This window comes from Thermoleptolyngbya sp. C42_A2020_037 (genome assembly GCF_015272455.1).
Lineage (GTDB): Bacteria > Cyanobacteriota > Cyanobacteriia > Elainellales > Elainellaceae > Thermoleptolyngbya.
In genome coordinates, this window is sequence record NZ_JACYLP010000035.1 from 151884 (window position 1) to 169921 (window position 18038).

The following is an 18038-nucleotide window of genomic DNA, read 5'->3' on the forward strand; positions in this document are numbered from 1 at the left end:
TACCCATTTTTCTGCCTATAGAAACAGGCCAGGAATCTGCCTCCGGGAACTCGAGATGCTGAGTGCAGCTTGATAGCGTACTAGCATTGCGAAATGAGGCGTTTAATCATGACCACCGACTCTACCGATTCCACACCGATTGTTCCCGCCAACACGGTGTCAGACAAGACCGAAAGCTTTGATGCGCGGGAAACCAGGGCGGCGATCGCCGAGGGTGAAGAAAAGTCGCCCGAAGAGAACCTAGATCTGGACAAAGACTATGCAGCGGCGCAAGCCATGAGCCAGGGTACGCTCAGCCCTGACGAAGCAGCGAAGCAGGTTGCCCCTCAGCATGAGGTGGCTCAGCCGGAAGACGTGAACATTTCTTCAGAAGATGACAGTTTGCCCGCAGCCGGGGGCGACCCTGCCGACTACCGGGAACTGGCTCGCGACGTGCGTCCGTCTGCCTAGAGAATTCCATCAGAATTCCATCACCCACTATCCCTGAACCAAGCCCATTCAAGCCGCTGAGAGGTTGCACAAGTCGTGCTTCGTCTTGGCGGTTTGTTTAATTCAGCGACCTTAACTTTTCCGACTCCAGCAGGGCGATCGCCCCTGGTCAACTCCTCAAAGTCCCTAACTTTTCCATATCGATGTCTCCCAAGGAAAATCCTATAAAAGAATCATCACTCCGAGACACGCATAGCGCTTTCAACTAAGCTTCCAGTTTCAACTAATTTCCCAGCCTAATTCAACTGATCAAATCAACAAGAGGACATTGCCATGACTCGCCTAGACGCAAAGTTGCAAATCATCCGCCAAAAGCTTCAGCAAACCGATGTGCCTCTGCAACTGAGAGTCGTGTCCTATCTGCGGATGTCGTGCCGCGTGGTAGATGAGCGCGGCGGCCGCTATTCCCAAATGCTGGCGGCGCTGCACAGCCACAAGGCCGATTGGTGGAAGACCTGCCACATTACCCAAGAGGGCACGCTAGCGTCGAGCGATGCAATCGTGAATATGCTGTTGTCTCCCATTGCCGCGCTGCACGCCGATAGCCAGCCCTCCCGCACGCTGCAACTAGCCGCTTGAGTTTAGGACAGATTTGCGGAATAAAGCTCATCCGAAGCTTATTGGCTTCCTGGATCAGCTTGAACTGCTCCCAGGTGCGCCCAGATTGAACGATTCGCTGATTCTGCGTCGGCGGAAGCGTTTGCATGGCAAGGGGTGGACTAGAGTGGGCGGTAGACGCGATAGTTCACATTGGGAAAGATATTGTCGATCGCCTCGACTTTTTCCAGCCAGCCGCTGTCGATTTTGCCCGCTAGGATGTCTTCGCGCAGCTTGTTGAACCGCATCAAGTGCGATCGCGTCCGGCGCACCGCATAGGGCACCATCGTCCCCGTCCGCATGATAAACGCCCAGTCGGAGGATTGCGCCAGCAGCAGTTCCCGCGCTGCTTGGTTCAGCGCCCGCCATTCCAGGTCATCGGCAGGTTCGCGCTTCGCTAGGTCGATCATCCGCTCAGCGGCTTTGTGCAGATGGGGATAGATCCAGGCGTTGGTGTCGTTCAGCCAATATTCATGAAAACCCTTGAAGCCCCAGCTTGACTGAGACGGGCGACAGACCTGCTGGGTCGGATGATCCTTGAGATAGTCCGACAGGTGCGTCATCTCGAAGGTGTTTTGGTCGAACCAGGACTTGCGGAAGAGGTAGTCCAGGAACCAGGGTCCCTCGTACCACCAGTGGCCGAATAGCTCTGCATCGTAGGGCGACACGATGATCGGCGGGCGCTGCATGATGCCGTGCAGGTGTTCGACCTGGCGTTCGCGGTTATAGACGAAGTTGCCTGCGTGTTCTGCTGCTTTTTCTTTCGCCCAATAAGGATCGTAGAGATCTTTGTCGCTCAGCCCCAGCCCGCGCCCGGTGATTTTGTGATACTTGATGCCGACGTTTTTGCGCTGGCCGTTGGGCATGATGTAGGGCTTGATATATTCATATTCGGCATCCCAGCCCAGGTCGCGGTAAAACTCGCGGTATTCTGGCGCACCGGGATAGCCCACTTCCGATGACCAGACCTGCTGCGACGATTCGTGATCGCGCCCAAAGGCGGCGACGCCCGTTTCCGTAAAAATCGGCGCGTAGGTGCCAAAGCGGGGGCGCGGGCGGGCGTAGAGAATGCCGTGGCCGTCGGTGATGAAGTAGCGCACACCTGCATCGGCGACCATCCGCTCCACGCCTTCGTAGTAGGCGCATTCCGGTAGCCAGATGCCGTTGGGCGATCGCCCAAAATGTTCCTCATAGCTTTCGCAGGCGACCTGAATTTGCGCCCACACCGCCTGCGGATACATCTTCATCAGCGGCAGATAGCCGTGGGTTGCCCCGCAGGTAATGATGTCGAGGTTGTTGGAATCCAGAAACACCTTAAACGCGCCCACCAAGTCATGATTGCAGCGCTCCCACACCTGGCGCACGCTGTTAAACTCGGCGGCGTAGTGTTCGGCCAGGTATTTCATGTGACCGGTGTGGGCATTGCGTTCGATTTCCATCTCCGCCAGTTCTTCGAGCTTGGCGAGGTGGATGTCATATCGCTCTTGCAGCAGCGGATCGCGCAACATCGACACCAGCGGCGGTGTCATGCTCATCGTCAGCTTGAAATCAACGCCATCGCGCTTCAGCCCCTCAAACACCTGAAGCAGGGGGATATACGTTTCCGTAATCGCCTCAAAGAGCCACTCTTCTTCGAGTACATAGTCGCTCTCTGGGTGGCGCACAAAGGGCAGATGGGCGTGGAGGACGAAGGCAAGGTATCCGATGCTCATGGGATTGGCAGGTGGATGGGCGAGTGGGCAAGTCAGGCAAAGAGCCGGATAATGGCAGTTTTAGAGCAGTGTATGTATAACGATTAATTAAGCATTTCTTGAACTTCTTAACAGAGTTGCGGGCAGCTAGGGCGCTGGACTGTATCACAAGCAGCAACTTTGGTTCGTGGGCTAGAGTGAGTTAAATAAAAAAATCGATCCGGCTGGGCTATCTCCAAGTATCGTAGAGCAAAAGTTATCACGCGACGGATCAACCTGGATGAGATATGGCACAAACGAACCTGCTTGAACTCGCGAAGCAAGGTGACCCACAGGCGATCGCCACGCTCATGAATCGCTCCCTACAGCCGCGCGGCATGACTGCCTCGGTCGATCGCCAGGGAACCTGCCTGTATGTCACGCTGCAAGCAGAGCAGGTGCCCAATCGCCAGGTGCTTACTGCGTTTGTGCAGAACGGCATCAGCAACCTAGGTGTGTCCTCAATCCAGTTGGTCAAGATTGCCGGGCAGCAGTTTGGCATGGCCGAACCTGCCTGGACGCAGGACTTACAAATCGAGGTCACCGATTTGGGCGATTTAGGGCTGGGTGATTTGGAGCCATCAGAGCCTACTCCTTCGCCCTACGACGCAGGCATATCCCTCGACGGGCTAGACGACATTGCGCCCGCCCCCAACCCCGTCGGCGATATTCTCTCAGAACTGACCGCGCCGCCGCCTGATCTCACCTTCGAGCCAGAGGGCTTGTCGCTGGAACCCCCCTCGCTGGATTTTGAAGATGAGTTCGCATCGGGCGATTTGCCTGCTCTGGGCGACGATTTTTCGGGGGATTTTTCGCTGGAGGCGATCGCCACCGATGACACCAGCTCAGCAGATCTGCCCGATGACCTACTGGCGGATCTGGATTTGGGAGCCGATCTGGAACCAGACCCGATGGCAGATTTCCAGCCAGATGACCTGGGATTGGGCGGACTGGATGCTATAGAAAGCAGCTTGTCCGATTTAAACCTGGACAGTGATTTTTCAGAATTTGAACAGAACACGGGTTCTTTTGACAGCGCCTTTGCGGATAGCGGTTTCTCTGGCAGCACCTTGGATACCAGTGACACCAGCGCCCCTCTGGATGCGGGAATGCATGAACCATCAAGCGACGCACTGCTTTCGGATTTGGATGCGCTGGAATCGACACAAGATTGGTCGCTCGACGCGCCAGATGAGATGCTCAGCGATCTCGGCTCGCTGGAAGGTGACCTGGCCCGAATGGACAACGAGTTTTCGGGAATCGACGCGGTAACCGGAGAATCGAATCCTGGTATGGGGTTGGAGCCAGACGAGTTTGACCTATCTGCCGATTTGTCGTCCGATTTCTCATCCGATTTTTCGATGGAGCCGTTGGGTAACGCAGACGAGCCTGACCTTGGCTTGCCCGATCTGGAGCCATCCAGTTCGACGTTAGACAGCAGTTTCGACCTGACTCCCGAACAAGTCGATTTCCCGCTGACGGACTTTGACGAACTCAGCACCCCGTCAAGCGCCAGTGAGCCACTGGTGGGTCTGGAAGACCTGGACTTTGGGGATTCAGCCCCATCAACCCCGGAGGGTGCAGAGTTTGGTGATATGGGGTTGGGCAGTGGGGAATTCGGCAATACCGACTTTGGCAGCACAGAATTCGGCAATACCGAGTTTGGCAGCACAGAATTCGGCACAGAATTCGGCAGCCCGAACTTTGACGATGCTTCGCTGAGCGATGCCGATTTTGACTTTGACGCGAGCGGTTCAGAGCTATTTATCGAATCCTCTGTGTCTGGTGATTCTGGTGATCTGGAAAGGGATTTTGCAGGACTGGAGGCGACGGGCGAGCCAGCCATAAACAGTTGGCAGGAGGAGGATGATTTGGGGGCGATCGCCGCTGGATTTGAAACCGAAGCCCAATTCGACGACCTGTTGCCAGAATCCTCGTTTGACGAAGGGGGTAGTTCTACGGGCTTTGACGAGCCAGCCCCAACTCCACCGCCCTACGTGGCCGAAGAAATGTCCCTTGAGCTGGATCTGGACGACATCCAACTGCCACCCGTGACGACCGAAGGCGGGGATGATTGGGATGCTGATCTAGAGTTTGGCAATTTGACCGGGGAAGACTTGTCAGACTTTACGGCTGACCCAGCGGAGCCTGCGGAAACGACGTTCGAGACAGCGGCAGAATCTGAATCAGACGCACTAGAGTTGGACAATGAGTTTGCCAACAGCGAGTTTGCTACCGACGAATTGACCAGCGGCGACTGGGAAACTGATCTGCCGATGGCGGAACCCAGCGGATTTGACGAAACCTTTGGGCGCGAGTCTGCTCCTGCGCCCTTCCCGGCGGATTTTGCAGAGTCTCCTGCTGCGCCGATTTTTGCGCCTGCGGGAGACTCTGCGCCCTGGCTGAGTGAGCTACCGCCCGAATTTGCCATTGATGTCACACTGAATGGCTCTCTGCTGGATGCTGCTGGGGTGGGGCTGTTGGAGGGTGAGGGGGCCAGGGCGATCGCCCCAGAGTCTCTCGGACTCGCCCAGGATCTAGAGCTAGAAGCACAAGACCTGTACTTTGAGTCGGCAGCAAACAACATTGCGCCAGAATTTCCCCCAACTGCTGTATCCAACGATTTTGACTTCGATCTGGATAATCTAGACAACCCAGACAATTCTGACGGCCCAGACAGCCTGCTGGATGCCGAGTTGTTTAATGAAACCTCAGACGTTCCTCTGTCGCAACTGCCCACTGAGATTCCTTCGTCTGAAATTCGAGACGATGAGCTAGACGCGCCTGACTTTCTCGACGTACCCCTTTCTGGCGTTGAGTTTGATGAGATTGCCTTTGACAACATCTACGACAGTGCCCCAGCCAACGAGTTCACCCTCGAAGACGAAACCGCTCCCACAGAACTGATGCCTCCTGGCGAAGAAACGCTGCCGTCGGAACTGCTGGTCGATGACCTGGATGAGTCCGGTGGCTTCGAGATGGATAATCTGGGGCTGGGGCTGGAAAGCTTGGGGAGTGAAGAGTTTCAGCCCTCTGAAGCAGAAGCTGCTGGCGGCGATGACTTTGGGCTGGATGGGCCAGACGAGTTTGACCTGGGTTCGCCCGCAGCCGATTGGCAGAACGAGCCAGACCCGCTGCCCGAAACCACGTTTGGTCTGGAGGACGATGATGAAGCGACCATCTTGCTAGACCCCAGCACCTATCCGGGAACTTCGTTTGGCACTGTGCCCCAGTCACCAGACCTCAACCGCGAGGAATTGGATTGGCTGGCTAGCGAGGTCGCTGCCTCTGCAAATCCGCCCGTTTCGCCGCTCAGTTCTGCTGAGGAAGGCTGGAGCTACGGCATTCCGCCTGCGCCGCCCCCGCCAGAGGATACCTTTGTCTACCCCGCGAGCGCTCCCCAAGTGCCAGACTTGGCCACAGTCGATGAGTCAGAAGCCGGGGAACGGGCTGAAGCGTCTGGCGGACGCGCCACCAATCTGCTGTATGGAGTGCTGCTGGCGCTGCTGGCGTGGATCTTGGCGCTGGTTGGGCGATCGCTCTGGACAGAATTGACGCAGCCAGAGCCGCCCCCCGCACCCGAAGTAGAGGTGTCGCCCCAGTCACAGGATGTGAACCCTGGGCGATCGCCCTTCTCTACGTTTTCTTAAGCCCAGCGCATAACCCCAGACGGTGGGCGATCGCGATATCCTGGAGGTTCGGGCGATTCAATTTGCTCTACATCTGGTGTGGAGCAGCGACACCCCTGAGCCGATGCTGGGCTGAAATGGTTAACCTGTGGGGCGATCGCGCTTCGCTTTGTCTCGCGCTATCCTGTTTCCTCTGTTTCTTTGCAGCTTCACCATGCCCTGGTTCGTCAAGATCGAAAAAGGGCTTGTGGACAAGGCAACGTTTGATCAATTTGTGCCAGCCCACAAGCAGTTTGTTCGCGACCTGATCACCAAAGGGCATCAGGCTAAAACCGGGTACTGGGCTGAGCGGGGCGGGGGAATGCTGCTGTTTCAGGCAGACTCGATGGAAGAAGCCAGGGCGATCGTGGCGCAAGACCCCCTAGTGCAAAATGGCTGCGTCAGCTACGAGCTACACGAGTGGAAAATCGTAGTCGAGTAAGGGCGGGTATTGGGTAATTTTGGGCGAGAGCGCATGGTAGACAACGGCGACGGCTACAAAGTGGTAGCAGAAAACCGACAAGCTCGGTTTGAATACGAGATTTTGGAAACCTTTGAGGCCGGCATTGAGCTAGTCGGTACAGAGGTCAAATCCGTACGGGCAGGAAAAGCCAACCTGCGCGACGGCTTCGCCCTCATCCGCAACGGCGAAGTGTGGCTGCACAACGTCCACATCTCGCCCCACGACACCGCCAGCCAATATTTCAACCACGACCCCCGCCGCACGCGCAAGCTGCTGATGCATCGCCAAGAAATTCGCAAGCTGATCGGCAAAGTCGAACAGCAAGGTCTGACCCTAGTGCCACTAAAGATGTATCTCAAACGCGGCTGGGTCAAAATTTCTCTGGCGCTGGCACGCGGCAAAAAGCTGCACGATAAGCGCGAAGACCTGAAGCAGAAGCAGGCCAAGCGCGAGATGCAGCGAGCAATGAAGCGGTAGTTAGTCCGCTTTATTTTGTTATTTTGCTGATTGGATGTCAGGTACTGGTCTTTTGAATCGTCCATCCTTCAGACTCACTGGGAGGAGGGCGTTCTTGTCAACACGAGTGTAGACTTCATCGCCTTCTACCGTGAGGTCAGACTGATCGGGGGCGGGGGGAGACTATTGGCTGGCTTGGTTTGCCAAACGGGTCTCCCAGCGCAAAATGAAGGTTGTTTGCCGCCGTTGAGATCTACCGATAGCTGGATCGGATCAGCCAACTCGCAGAATGACCTCATCTACAATTCTGCGAGCAAACAGCACTGCCAAAATTGCTGTGTAGCTAAAGGCGTTTGCCGCTAGGAGGGTATTGGACAGGTTGGTGGGGGGCTTTTTGTCGCGGTCTTTGTCTCGCAGCAACCCCTGCCCCGAACGGTAGCGGGGACTAGAGGCTTCTCGGCGGGCGGCCCATTCGGCAGGGGAGAGCAGCAGCCATTCCAGCGCCGACAGCCCTAGCAGCTTGACCGCAAAGCTGGCAAAGAACGTCAGAAAACCCGCCAGAATCGCGGGAAATGCGGCATCGGCAGACCACTGGTCAAAAAAAATAAAGCCCAGCAACTGCTGCTTGAGCAGCGGCGACAGCAGGGGTTGGACGCTAAAAAACACAAACCAGCCCGCGATCGCCGTCAACAGGTTCAGCGTGGCGGCAATTTGCACCGACTGCTGCGGTGAGATGCCGTTGGTCTGCTTGGGCGGCAGGGTGAGCTGCACAGCAAAGACATGGGATTCAATGGCGATCGCCATCAGCAAAAACAAAATTTGGAAGGCGATCGCCCGCAGGGGCAAGACAGATGCGAACATTACCTGCTTATATAGAGTAAGGAGTTGTTCGGAGGCGCTACTGGTAGCGTGCCTACCCAGACAATGCCTAATCCCAGAGTCCCCTAAGGAAGATTCTGAGGAAAAGGCCTGTAATTCTCAAGACCGAGTGTAGCGTTTGGTAGGATGATTGCTTCCGGTGATTTCGCGTTCGGTGATTCTGCGTTCAAAACTATCTTAGAGCCATGACAAGAGCGGGTGTTGGCATTCGGACGGCGCAGCAGCGCAGCGAGCGCATCCTGGGGCAAATTCATGTCTACGACGGCGCGGGCAAAGGCAAGTCGCAGGCCGCGCTGGGCGTGGTGTTGCGCTCGATTGGGCTGGGCATTCGCACGTCGGCGCAAACCCGGGTGCTGCTGCTGCGGTTCCTCAAAGGGCCAGGGCGCACCTACGACGAAGATGCCGCCATCGAAGCGCTCCAGCGGGGCTTTCCCCATCTGATTGATCAGGTGCGGACAGGGCGGGCAGAGTTCTTTGGCCCCGACAACATCACCCGATTCGACAAGCAGGAGGCACAGCGCGGCTGGGATGTGGCCAAGGGGGCGATCGCCTCTGGGCTGTATTCCGTCGTCGTGCTGGATGAGCTTAACCCCGTGCTGGACCTGGGGCTGCTGTCGATTGATGACGTGGTTCGCACGCTGAAAAACAAGCCCGAAGATCTGGAAATCATCGCCACCGGGCGCGGCGCACCCCAACCCCTCCTAGACATTGCCGACCTGCACTCAGAAATGAAGCCCCACTTTCATCCCAACGCCGCCACTCACGGCATTGAGGGTATCGAAATTTACACAGGGGCGGGCAAGGGCAAGTCCACCAGCGCCCTAGGCAAGGCGCTCCAGGCGATTGGGCGCGGCATCAGTCAAGACAAGTCGCACCGCGTGCTGATCATGCAGTGGCTCAAAGGCGGTGCAGGCTATACCGAAGATGCGGCGATCGCTGCGCTGCATCAGAGCTATCCTAACTTGGTCGATCACCAGCGCTGCGGCCGCGATGCCATCGTCTGGCGCGGACAGCAGCAGGAGCTAGATTATGTCGAAGCCGAACGCGGCTGGGAAATTGCGCGGGCGGCGATCGCCTCCGGGCTTTACAAAACCATCATTCTCGACGAGCTAAACCCCACGGTGGATCTGGAGCTACTGCCCCAGCAGCCGATTATCCAGGCGCTTCTGCGAAAGCCCCGCGATACCGAAGTGATCATCACCGGACGCTGCAAGCATCCTCCCGCCTATTTCGACCTGGCCAGCATCCACTCCGAGGTCTTTTGCCATAAGCACTATGCCGAAAAGGGCATCGACCTGAAGCGTGGGGTCGATTTTTAGGGAATTAGGGGCTGCTGTTTTGCCGAACGCAGGCTGAGACAACAGGCGATCGCCATCAACATTACCGACACCTCCGGGCGATCGCTCGTGCATGGGCTTGAATCTGAGCTTTTTTGTTGGCGTTCAGGAGGTTCCCTCGATGAAAGGGGCCATTCAAGGTGTAGCCTTATTTACAAAGGATCTGATACCTAGCTCTAGGCTCTGACGCTCCAACACTTGCCAAATGGCGATCGCCCCCTTGCTCCATCAACAAGCTACTGAACGCCCTGATGCGCCTGCGATTATCGATGGGAAGGCGGGAGAAACGGTGTCCTTTGCGGCGCTGGAGCGACAGTCGGTGCAGCTTGCGGAGCGGTTGCAGCAGGCGGGGTTGCAGGCGGGCGAGGCGGCGCTGGTTCTGGTGCCTGTGTCGGCGCGGCTGTATGCGGTGTTGCTGGCACTGTTTCGGCTGGGGGCGATCGCCCAGTTCATCGACCCTGCTGCCGGACTCGACCATCTGGAGCGCTGCTGCGCCCTGCACCCGCCCCGTGCCCTGATCGCTACCCCCAAAGCCCACCTGCTCCAGCTAAAATCTGCCGCCCTCCGCCGCATTCCTCTCAAGTTCTCAACTCATCGCCTCCTTTCTGCCACAGCCCCACTCGACCCCGATACCCCGCCTGCGCTTCCCACCGCCACCCCCGCCCTGCTCACCTTCACCAGCGGCAGCACGGGCCAGCCCAAAGCCGCCCTCCGCACCCACGGCTTTCTCCTGGCCCAGCACCGTGCCCTGGCCCACAGCCTGCACCTGACTCTGGGCGAGATTGATTTATCAACGCTGCCCATTTTCGTGCTGGCAAACCTCGCGTCGGGTGTCGCCAGCCTGCTGCCCAATGTAGACTTGCGCTATCCCGGCAAGGTCAACGCCAGACGGCTGCTGCAAGATATCCGACGCTACCGACCAACAAGTACGGCTGCGTCTCCGGCGCTGCTGGGGCGACTGGTGACGGAATGCGAGGCGACGGGGCAGACGCTGCCCGAATTCCGCCGTATTTTTACGGGCGGTGCGCCAGTGTTTCCGGGGCTGCTGCAACGGCTGGCGGCGATCGCCCCCTTGGCGGAAGTTACGGCCGTCTATGGCTCCACCGAAGCGGAACCCATTGCCCACGTTGCGTATCACGAAATTCAGCCCGACGACCTGGCCCGCATGACCCAGGGAAAGGGGCTACTGGCAGGATATCCGGTGCCAGAGATTGCGCTGCGAATTTTGGGCGATCGCTGGGGTCAGCCTATACCGACCATGACCACTGCCGAACTGCACGCGCAAACCCTGCCAGCGGGTGCAGTCGGCGAAATTGTCGTCAGTGGCGACCATGTGCTGCCTGGATATTTGCACGGCCAGGGCGACGCAGAAACCAAGTTTCGGGTAGACGGGATTCCCTGGCACCGCACGGGCGATGCGGGCTATCTGGACGAGCAGGGTCGGCTATGGCTGTTGGGGCGATGCAGCGCCAAGCTGACGGACACCTGGGGCACGATTTATCCCTTTGCAGTAGAGGCGGCAGCCCAGGCACAACCGGGCATTCATCGATCGGCGCTGGTGGCGCATCAGGGTCGGCGGGTGCTGCTGATAGAATGGGCAGAGCATTTTCCCAAAGCAGCGCGATCGCCCGCGCTACAGGACTTGCAAACCGCACTGGCTTGGGCCCAAATTCATCAGTTCCACCCCTGCCAGATTCCGGTAGACAAGCGCCACAACGCCAAGGTGGATTATCCCGCTCTGCAACGACTGCTCGACCGCCTGTGACTCTAATGAACGAACCCACTCCCCCAACAGACTACCGGATGAGCCTGCGCGAAGGCGGGGCGATCGCCTTGGGCGGGCTGCTGGTAATCGCGGGGGGCATCGTGGGGCTGGGCGATAAGGCGATTCGCAATGCGACTGACCCAGCGCGGGCCGAGGCGATCGCCCGCAGCATGATGGACTATCGCATTCCCGGACAGGTGCATGGGCTATTTGGCATTAACATCGGTAGCGTCAAGATGGGCGTGGTGACCAATGCGCCGCCCACTGAATTGTCTAACGGGCTATCCAACGTTCAGCCTACTGTGTCATCAAGCGTGAACCCTTCTGTTCCACCGGATGGGTCTTCTAACCGATCTTCCAGCGTTCCAATGGGATTAGCAGAGCCATCGCCAACCCGTCCGGGCGATCGCACGCGGGTTGAACTGCTGATCGCCCGTGCCCCCCTCAGCGCCCGCTCTCGCATGAACCACGCAAACGGTGAGTCAGACTTTAGCTTGCTGTCGCTGCCTGGTGTCTCTATTTCCTACGAAATCCAGGGCGAATTTCAGCCCACCACCAGCCGCAACCAGCCCGGATTTCTCTGCGAGGTGCCCACTGTGATCAATATCGAATCGGGCCGGGCGCTGCTGATAGACTCGCCTCGCCCTGTTCCTGCCATTCGCTATGAAGCCACCATTGAGCTAGACGGGCAAAACCACTCGATCATCTTGATGGCGATTGGGCAGGATGCAAGAGAAACCGCGCAGCAGGTCTTTGAGTCCTTGCGCTGTCGCTGAGGCTTACTCGACGGCAATGTCTCAGTGAAAACGATTCCCCCGATTGAACTGTGGTAGTATCTTTGCGTCTCAGTGTTTCTACGCGATAACAGAGCGTCAACTGATGCTGCGGAGATATGCCTCCGATGGGCGATCGCTCGACAGCCACTACCAGTGCGTCACGGGGAACCGTTCCATTCATGGACGAATTCAAGGACAAAATTAGGAATATCGAATCGACCATTGCCCAGCCCGACTGGAGTCGAGAACAGCTAAAACGCTGGTGGGACCCTGGTCGGCAGCTTTTGCGGTCGATTCGTCGCTATCAAAAATGGAAGCGGCGTGGCGGGCTGTTGGGGCGATTGGGCAGCAAGGTCGCCGTGCTGCACTACCGCTTTTGGAGCGTGGTGTCTGCTTCGGAAATTCACCTCACCTGCAAGCTGGGCGGCGGGCTGCTGCTGACGCACCCCAACGGCGTGATTATCCATCCCGATGCGGAGGTGGGCGCAAACTGCCTGATTTTGCAGCAGGTGACGCTGGTGGCAGGGGTGAAGGTGGGCAACGGGGTGGATATTGGCGCGGGCGCAAAGATTATCCGGCCGGTGACAATTGGCGATCGCGCTCGCATCGGAGCCAATGCCGTAGTCACGAAAGACGTGCGCCCTGGTGCAACGGTGGTGGGCATTCCCGCCAGAGAAATCAAGTCCGCTAACCTGATTGGGGCGACCCGTTAGCGATTCCCAAAGCCGCCCTAGCACTTCCTCCAGATGTCAGTTTCCAGATGTCAATTTTCTGAAGGGGCGCTGCAAGTGCTAGGGCTAGGAGCCTTGTAGAGGCTTGACCCAGCACCCAAAATCGCAAATCCAGCTAGAACCGGGCAGCGGTCAGCATCACATCAGCGTGTTGCCATGCCGAGCGAAACTGGGCGCGGGCCTGTCGGGCTTCGTCTGTTTTGCCCTGAGCCTCCAGGCTTTGTGCCAGGCCGTAGAGCGACCAGCCGTTGTGGGGATAAATCGCTAGGTCATCGCGGAACACCTGCTCTGCCTCCGCAGGGCGGCCGGCTTGCAGCAGCATCGCTCCCAGGTTTTGGCGCACGGGCGAATACCAGGGCGCGGGTTCGTCATAGTTAAGCTGGTCTTGCAACGCCACGCCTGCTTCTAGATGGGCGATCGCCCCGTAAACATCGCCCCGCTTGGCGGCCAGTTCGCCCGACAGCACCTCCACGCCGATCTTCAGCAAATCTGCTGTCGAGTTGATGTCCCAAATGGTCACCCCTTCTAGGGCTGGATCAGCGGCGATCGCCTTTAGGGTCTTCAGTTCTTGCGCGGCTGCTTGCCCCTCGCCCTTAGCCGCCAGCGCCATGCCCCGTGCAAAGTGCCACACGCCCGTCGGATAGACCAGATCTGCCTCCGGCTTGGGTTCCGCCAAGATATCATCCCACAGGCCAAACTTGACGTAGGTATAGAGCGGAATCACAGCGTAGTGTTGCAGCGTGCCGTAGCCCGGTTCTTTCCAGAGCGATCGCTCGACAAAATCCGCCGTGTTGTGGGCAGCCTCCAGCGCCACCCGCCGCTGCCCAGCCATCATCGCCGCATACCAGAGGAAATGGTGATTGTGGGGCATGTAGGCAATTCGGAAAATGCCGTCGGGGTGATGCGCCTGGGCATATTCCCGGTCGGCAGCGGCAGCCCGCTGATTGGCCACCACCGCATCGTGATAGCGCCCCACCCGCAGGTAAATGTGAGCAGGCATGTGGAGCAGGTGGCTGGTTTGGATATTCAAATCCCGCAGGCGATCCGCCACGTCGGCTGCCAGTTCTGGCCGCTGCGCCTCCACTGCGTGAATGTAGAGGTGCAATGCGCCGACGTGGTTGGGGAACCGCTTCAGCACCGATTCCAGCGTGGCAATAATTTCTGCGCCTGCGTCGGTGGGATTGCCCGACTCGTCCCAATAGTCCCACGGGGTCGTGTCCATCAGCGCTTCGGCAAACAGCGTGCCCGCGTCTGGGTCATCGGGATAGCGCTGCGCCACATCGCGCATGGCATTGGCATAGGCGAGATTGAGTTCGGTACGGTCCTCTACGGGTTCTGGCGCATAGCGGGTGGCGAGGGCGTGGATATAGGCGCGTTCGCGATCGCTCGCATTGCCGCCCAGTTGCACGGCTTTTTGAATCGCGGCCCACGCCGTCGGCACGTCGCTATCTTCCATCGCGGCGTTGATATTGGGCCCCAGCACGTAGGCCATGCCCCAGTAGCAGAGGGCGCAGGTGGGGTCGAGTTCGGCAGCCTGCTGAAAGGATCGCAGCGCCTCGGCATGGTTGAACCCGTAGGACAGAATGAGTCCCTGGTCGAAATAGCGTTGCGCGAGGGGATTGCGGGTGGAAATAGGGTGATGGTGATCGCCTAGGTTGTCAAACAGGGGAGCCGTGAGGGATGGAGTGGCGACTGCGAGATGTTCCTGGGTGGCGTGTTCTGGATGAGCGATCGCCGTTCCCGCATCCGTTCCGTGGATAGGAAATCCCAGTGAAAGAATGAGCGTTGCGACAAACAGCATTGCGCGAAAGAGTTTGATCCGGTTCATCGATTTTGCCTCCGAAGTTCTAAAGACTTGAAGAGATGATTTGACCTAAAATGATGCAGTCTGATGCAGACAGCTACGCAACCCGTGTAGAGATTTGGTTGTTCTTAAAGTGGCTAGAATTGATGGTAGTCAATTCTTTGCAATCTTTTGCTCTTTGCAATCCTTTGCCCAGTCCTAACATTTTTCCAAGCTGTGGCGCAGGGCAGTGCGATCGCGCTTCGTGCGAACACCGTCTCGTTCAAGGGCTAATTTTGGACAAGGGCTAATTTTGGAAGCGCTGATCCAACCAAATTCGCACCTCTGCTTCAGTACTGAACCGGGTTTTGTGGCCCGTGATTGGGTCATAGATCTGCCAAATCGTCTGCCCTATAGGTGTTTCAATGGTTTGAATCCGAGGCTCATTTCTGTTGGTCAATCGTTGGGCGATCGCCCTCCAAAAAGCATTCAGCCAGCTATACGCTTTTGGTTTCCGCTTAGCGTTTCTAGCGGTATTCAGAAGATGATAACAAGACTGAATATTTAGCATGTAAAGCTTCATGATTACCTGCCTCCAGATTGGGTTTTCAGACGGGAAAGAAGGATGGTTTTGGATGAGTAAACTGACATGGGGAATGCTGCGTTTGCACGGTTGGGAGATGCTTCCGATTGAGGGAGGGTTTCAGCAGCACTGCGCTCGGTTTGCGAAGATTGCAATGCTGCTGAAAACTGAGCCACGTTGAACCAAGACAAAGCGTCTCCATCAGCACGCTGAAACCGTGCCGCCAGTGAGCAAAGGGTACACATAAGGGGTTAAGGATTAGCTTACTTGCGAACGATGTAGTAATCGTTTTGGAAGTCGTGCGCCAGCCGCTTGATTTCCACCGTTTCAAATCCGGCCTCTGCCAGCATTTGCAGGGCTTTTTCCTGTCCCCACATTGCACCTAGGCCCATGCCGCCGTAGGCAAGAGAGACGGACATGCAGTGTAGACAAGAGATGGTATACAGCAGTGTTCCCACTGGATGCTCTAGATTCCCACCCACGTCCGTAGCGGCGTGAATATCCTGCATCAGATACGTGCCCGTCGAACGAAGCGCACGGTGAATATTGCGGAGAACTCGATCAGGATGGGCTTGGTCGTGAACTGCGTCGAAGGTGGTAATGAAGTCGTAGCGATCGCCCTCCTCAAGCTGTGCAGCGTCCTGTACCTGAAACTGGACGTTCGACAGGAGAGATCGCTGTGCAGATGCATTCGCAATGGCGATCGCCTCTGCGGAAAAGTCATATCCAGTAAAGCGGCTATTAGGATAAGCCTGCGCCATGTGGATCAGAGCGCGACCGCTGCCACAGCCCACATCCAGCACGTCGATGCCGCGTTCCAAATCCTCCATCAGCCCCGGCACTAGCGGCAGCACATGGTCAAACAGCGCCGACACCACGCTCTGCCCGCTGTCTTCGGCCATCACGGCATGAAAGCGCTTGTAAGCAGAATAGGGAACGCCGCCGCCTTTATAGAAGCATTCCAGCACCGCATCCTCAACAGCGCCCAGCAGGGGAATATATTGCGCGAAAACGGCAATATTGTCTGATCCAGCGGCCCGCGTCAGAAATGCAGCGTGTTCCGCAGGCAGGCTATAGGTCTTAGTGGACGAGTCATAGTCCACCACGCGACCCGTCACCATTGCGCCCAGCCACTCCCGCACATAGCGCTCGTTCAGCCCCGCTGTGTCAGCAATTTGCTGGCTGGTGGCGGGCGGCAGTTCTGCAAGTGTGTCAAACAGTTCGGTGCGATGTCCAATGGAAACCATTAGCGCCAGTGCGCCGCTGTTCAACGTGCCTACCAGGGTTTCGGCAAAGGCTTCAGCTCTAGCTAGGTCAAATCGGGATTGCTCAATCGGTTGTAGCGTTGTCATAGAAGTATCCTCAGGGTTTGCAGGGGTCTGTTTTGACGAGCCGAGGGGTGGCAACTCTGTGGAGCGCCTCTCACTCGTTACGGCAGGTTAGATAAGTTAATGACGAGATTGAATCGTGAAATCGTTCAGTCATCGTTTAGTCATCAATGCGTTCAGTTGGAATCATCGGTTCCCACAACAGGCGGGCGGTGTGGTCTGGGTGGCGAGTCTGCATCAGGCGATCGCACGTCTGCACGACATTGCAATACAGTCCCAGCGTTCCGGTCTGATCGGGAGTCGGATACAAACAAATCCAGTGCCCAGCAGCCAGAGTATGATAAATGCCGCCGGATGCCACGCAATCTTGAGCAATCTGAATTGCGGTTGTTAGGCTTAGGCTGGGCGGGGCGATCGCCGTGGTCATCAGGGCGCCCGTCAGCAGCACGCTTTGCAAAAAGTATGAGAGTTTGATCAGCATGGCGCTTCCTTTGACAAGGTATGATATGGCTTACTTAAGTTTGAGTTGAGTCGGGTATCTCCCCTGCTCTGCTTCTAAGCTATCGAAGCAGGCGATCCCATTCCGTTCCAAAAGCGCTCCCAGAGCGATCCGGTAGAGTTCCTAGCTGGCCCGCAGTTCTGCATCGAGCCACGCAGCAAACAGTTCATCCAGCAGGCGTTGCTGAGTCGCTTCGTCAAATCGGGCGGGAATCTTTTGCTCAATGCGAATGATCACCACACAATCTTCGAGCGATAGCGGCGCAACCAAGTCGCCAGCTGCGCGGGTCGCCAAGACATAGGCAAAGCTGGGATGATAAGCGCCGATTTCTACCGGGCCTACCAATCCGCCCTTTGCCGCTTCGGAACCCTGGGAATATTGCGCGGCCAGGTCTGAAAAGGTTTGCTCCCCCTCGAGCAGACGAAAATATAGCTCGTTGGCCAGGTCGGCATCCTGTGTCCGAATCAATGAGTAAATCACTTGATCGATCTGCGTTTTGCGCTGCAAGAAGTAATGGTCGAGCTTATGCTGCCACTGGGTTTGCTTAAACTTTTGCAGCTTCACCCAGCGGGCGATCGCCCCTCATCTCCCAACACCAAAACCTCCTGGCGATCGCCCTTCATCTCCCAACACCAAAACCTCCTGGCGATCGCCCTTCATCTCCTTGCACCCGTACCTTTCGGCGATCGCCCTTCATCTCCCAACACCGAAACCTCTGGGCGATCGCCCTCATCTCTCAGCACCCGCACCTCTGGGCGATCGCCCTTCATCTCTCAGCACCCGTACCTTTCGGCGATCGCCCCCCGACACCTTTCGGAACCTCGAACTGCTGACCCAAATCTACCGCGACTTAAAGTTTGCATCTTACCCAAACACTGTTGGGACTTTTTGGCTTGACCCCTGCTTGACTGACAAAACGGTGGCAGGCTGAGATGAAAGCCAGGAGGGAAGCAG

General features: G+C 57.2%; 16 protein-coding genes and 1 pseudogene. 10 read left to right on the top strand and 7 right to left on the bottom strand.

The genetic code is table 11. The features are described 5' to 3' along the window. The first annotated feature begins 108 nt into the window (after positions 1–108). A complete protein-coding gene (locus IGS16_RS11945) occupies positions 109–450 on the top strand; it encodes a hypothetical protein (RefSeq protein ID WP_297085697.1) in 342 nt (113 codons plus the stop codon). A 312-nt stretch (positions 451–762) separates the two neighbouring features. Then, positions 763–1068 carry a hypothetical protein gene (locus IGS16_RS11950; RefSeq protein WP_297085699.1) on the top strand — a complete coding sequence of 102 codons (306 nt, stop codon included), beginning with the start codon at positions 763–765 and terminating at the stop codon, positions 1066–1068. 140 nt (positions 1069–1208) lie between these two features. Here the strand turns inward: IGS16_RS11950 and IGS16_RS11955 are convergent, their stop codons facing one another. Further along, complete coding sequence (locus tag IGS16_RS11955) at positions 1209–2798, bottom strand: glycoside hydrolase family 57 protein (protein WP_297085701.1); 1590 nt, start codon at positions 2796–2798, stop codon at positions 1209–1211. A 266-nt stretch (positions 2799–3064) separates the two neighbouring features. On the opposite strand from IGS16_RS11955, the gene IGS16_RS11960 reads away from it, so the two are divergent. The 3 genes from IGS16_RS11960 to smpB all read left to right on the top strand — a co-directional run bounded on the left by IGS16_RS11960 (position 3065) and on the right by smpB (position 7424). Beyond that, the gene (locus IGS16_RS11960; protein ID WP_297085704.1) at positions 3065–6466 is read left to right on the top strand and encodes a hypothetical protein; all 3402 of its coding nucleotides are present in this window, start codon (positions 3065–3067) and stop codon (positions 6464–6466) included. Positions 6467–6659: 193 nt separating this feature from the next. After that, complete coding sequence (locus IGS16_RS11965; RefSeq protein ID WP_068511065.1) at positions 6660–6926, top strand: YciI family protein; 267 nt, start codon at positions 6660–6662, stop codon at positions 6924–6926. 33 nt (positions 6927–6959) lie between these two features. Further along, on the top strand, positions 6960–7424 hold the full coding sequence (gene smpB, locus IGS16_RS11970) for an SsrA-binding protein SmpB (protein ID WP_068511064.1): 465 nt from the start codon (positions 6960–6962) through the stop codon (positions 7422–7424). 55 nt (positions 7425–7479) lie between these two features. On the opposite strand, the pseudogene IGS16_RS11975 reads toward smpB, so the two are convergent. Together IGS16_RS11975 and fraC are read right to left on the bottom strand one after the other, a co-directional pair. Continuing rightward, a pseudogene (locus tag IGS16_RS11975) lies at positions 7480–7667 on the bottom strand (IS1 family transposase); the annotation flags it as partial. 9 nt (positions 7668–7676) lie between these two features. Next, positions 7677–8264 carry a filament integrity protein FraC gene (fraC, locus tag IGS16_RS11980; protein WP_297080633.1) on the bottom strand — a complete coding sequence of 196 codons (588 nt, stop codon included), beginning with the start codon at positions 8262–8264 and terminating at the stop codon, positions 7677–7679. A 203-nt stretch (positions 8265–8467) separates the two neighbouring features. Between fraC and IGS16_RS11985 the strand changes: the two genes are divergently transcribed. The 4 genes from IGS16_RS11985 (at position 8468) to IGS16_RS12000 (ending at position 12873) form a co-directional block, all read left to right on the top strand. After that, the gene (locus IGS16_RS11985; RefSeq protein WP_297085706.1) at positions 8468–9601 is read left to right on the top strand and encodes a cob(I)yrinic acid a,c-diamide adenosyltransferase; all 1134 of its coding nucleotides are present in this window, start codon (positions 8468–8470) and stop codon (positions 9599–9601) included. A gap of 223 nt (positions 9602–9824) precedes the next feature. Beyond that, positions 9825–11384: an AMP-binding protein gene (locus IGS16_RS11990; protein ID WP_297085707.1), complete on the top strand. Its 1560-nt coding sequence runs from the start codon at positions 9825–9827 to the stop codon at positions 11382–11384. Positions 11385–11389: 5 nt separating this feature from the next. Then, the gene (locus IGS16_RS11995; protein WP_297085709.1) at positions 11390–12160 is read left to right on the top strand and encodes a hypothetical protein; all 771 of its coding nucleotides are present in this window, start codon (positions 11390–11392) and stop codon (positions 12158–12160) included. A 179-nt stretch (positions 12161–12339) separates the two neighbouring features. Then, on the top strand, positions 12340–12873 hold the full coding sequence (locus IGS16_RS12000) for a serine O-acetyltransferase (RefSeq protein ID WP_367185787.1): 534 nt from the start codon (positions 12340–12342) through the stop codon (positions 12871–12873). Between the two features lie 133 nt (positions 12874–13006). Here the strand turns inward: IGS16_RS12000 and IGS16_RS12005 are convergent, their stop codons facing one another. The 4 genes from IGS16_RS12005 to IGS16_RS12020 form a co-directional block, all read right to left on the bottom strand. Further along, on the bottom strand, positions 13007–14719 hold the full coding sequence (locus IGS16_RS12005; protein ID WP_297085713.1) for a tetratricopeptide repeat protein: 1713 nt from the start codon (positions 14717–14719) through the stop codon (positions 13007–13009). 801 nt (positions 14720–15520) lie between these two features. After that, positions 15521–16609, bottom strand: coding sequence for a class I SAM-dependent methyltransferase (locus IGS16_RS12010; RefSeq protein WP_297085715.1), 1089 nt, complete (start codon positions 16607–16609; stop codon positions 15521–15523). Positions 16610–16745: 136 nt separating this feature from the next. Then, entirely contained in the window at positions 16746–17066 is a 321-nt protein-coding gene (locus tag IGS16_RS12015) for a hypothetical protein (RefSeq protein ID WP_297085717.1), read from the bottom strand. A 141-nt stretch (positions 17067–17207) separates the two neighbouring features. Continuing rightward, positions 17208–17564 carry a peptidylprolyl isomerase gene (locus IGS16_RS12020; protein ID WP_297085718.1) on the bottom strand — a complete coding sequence of 119 codons (357 nt, stop codon included), beginning with the start codon at positions 17562–17564 and terminating at the stop codon, positions 17208–17210. On the opposite strand from IGS16_RS12020, the gene IGS16_RS12025 reads away from it, so the two are divergent. After that, positions 17565–17981 (top strand): hypothetical protein, encoded by a 417-nt coding sequence (locus IGS16_RS12025; RefSeq protein WP_297085720.1) that lies wholly within the window; start codon positions 17565–17567, stop codon positions 17979–17981. Positions 17982–18038: the final 57 nt, after the last annotated feature.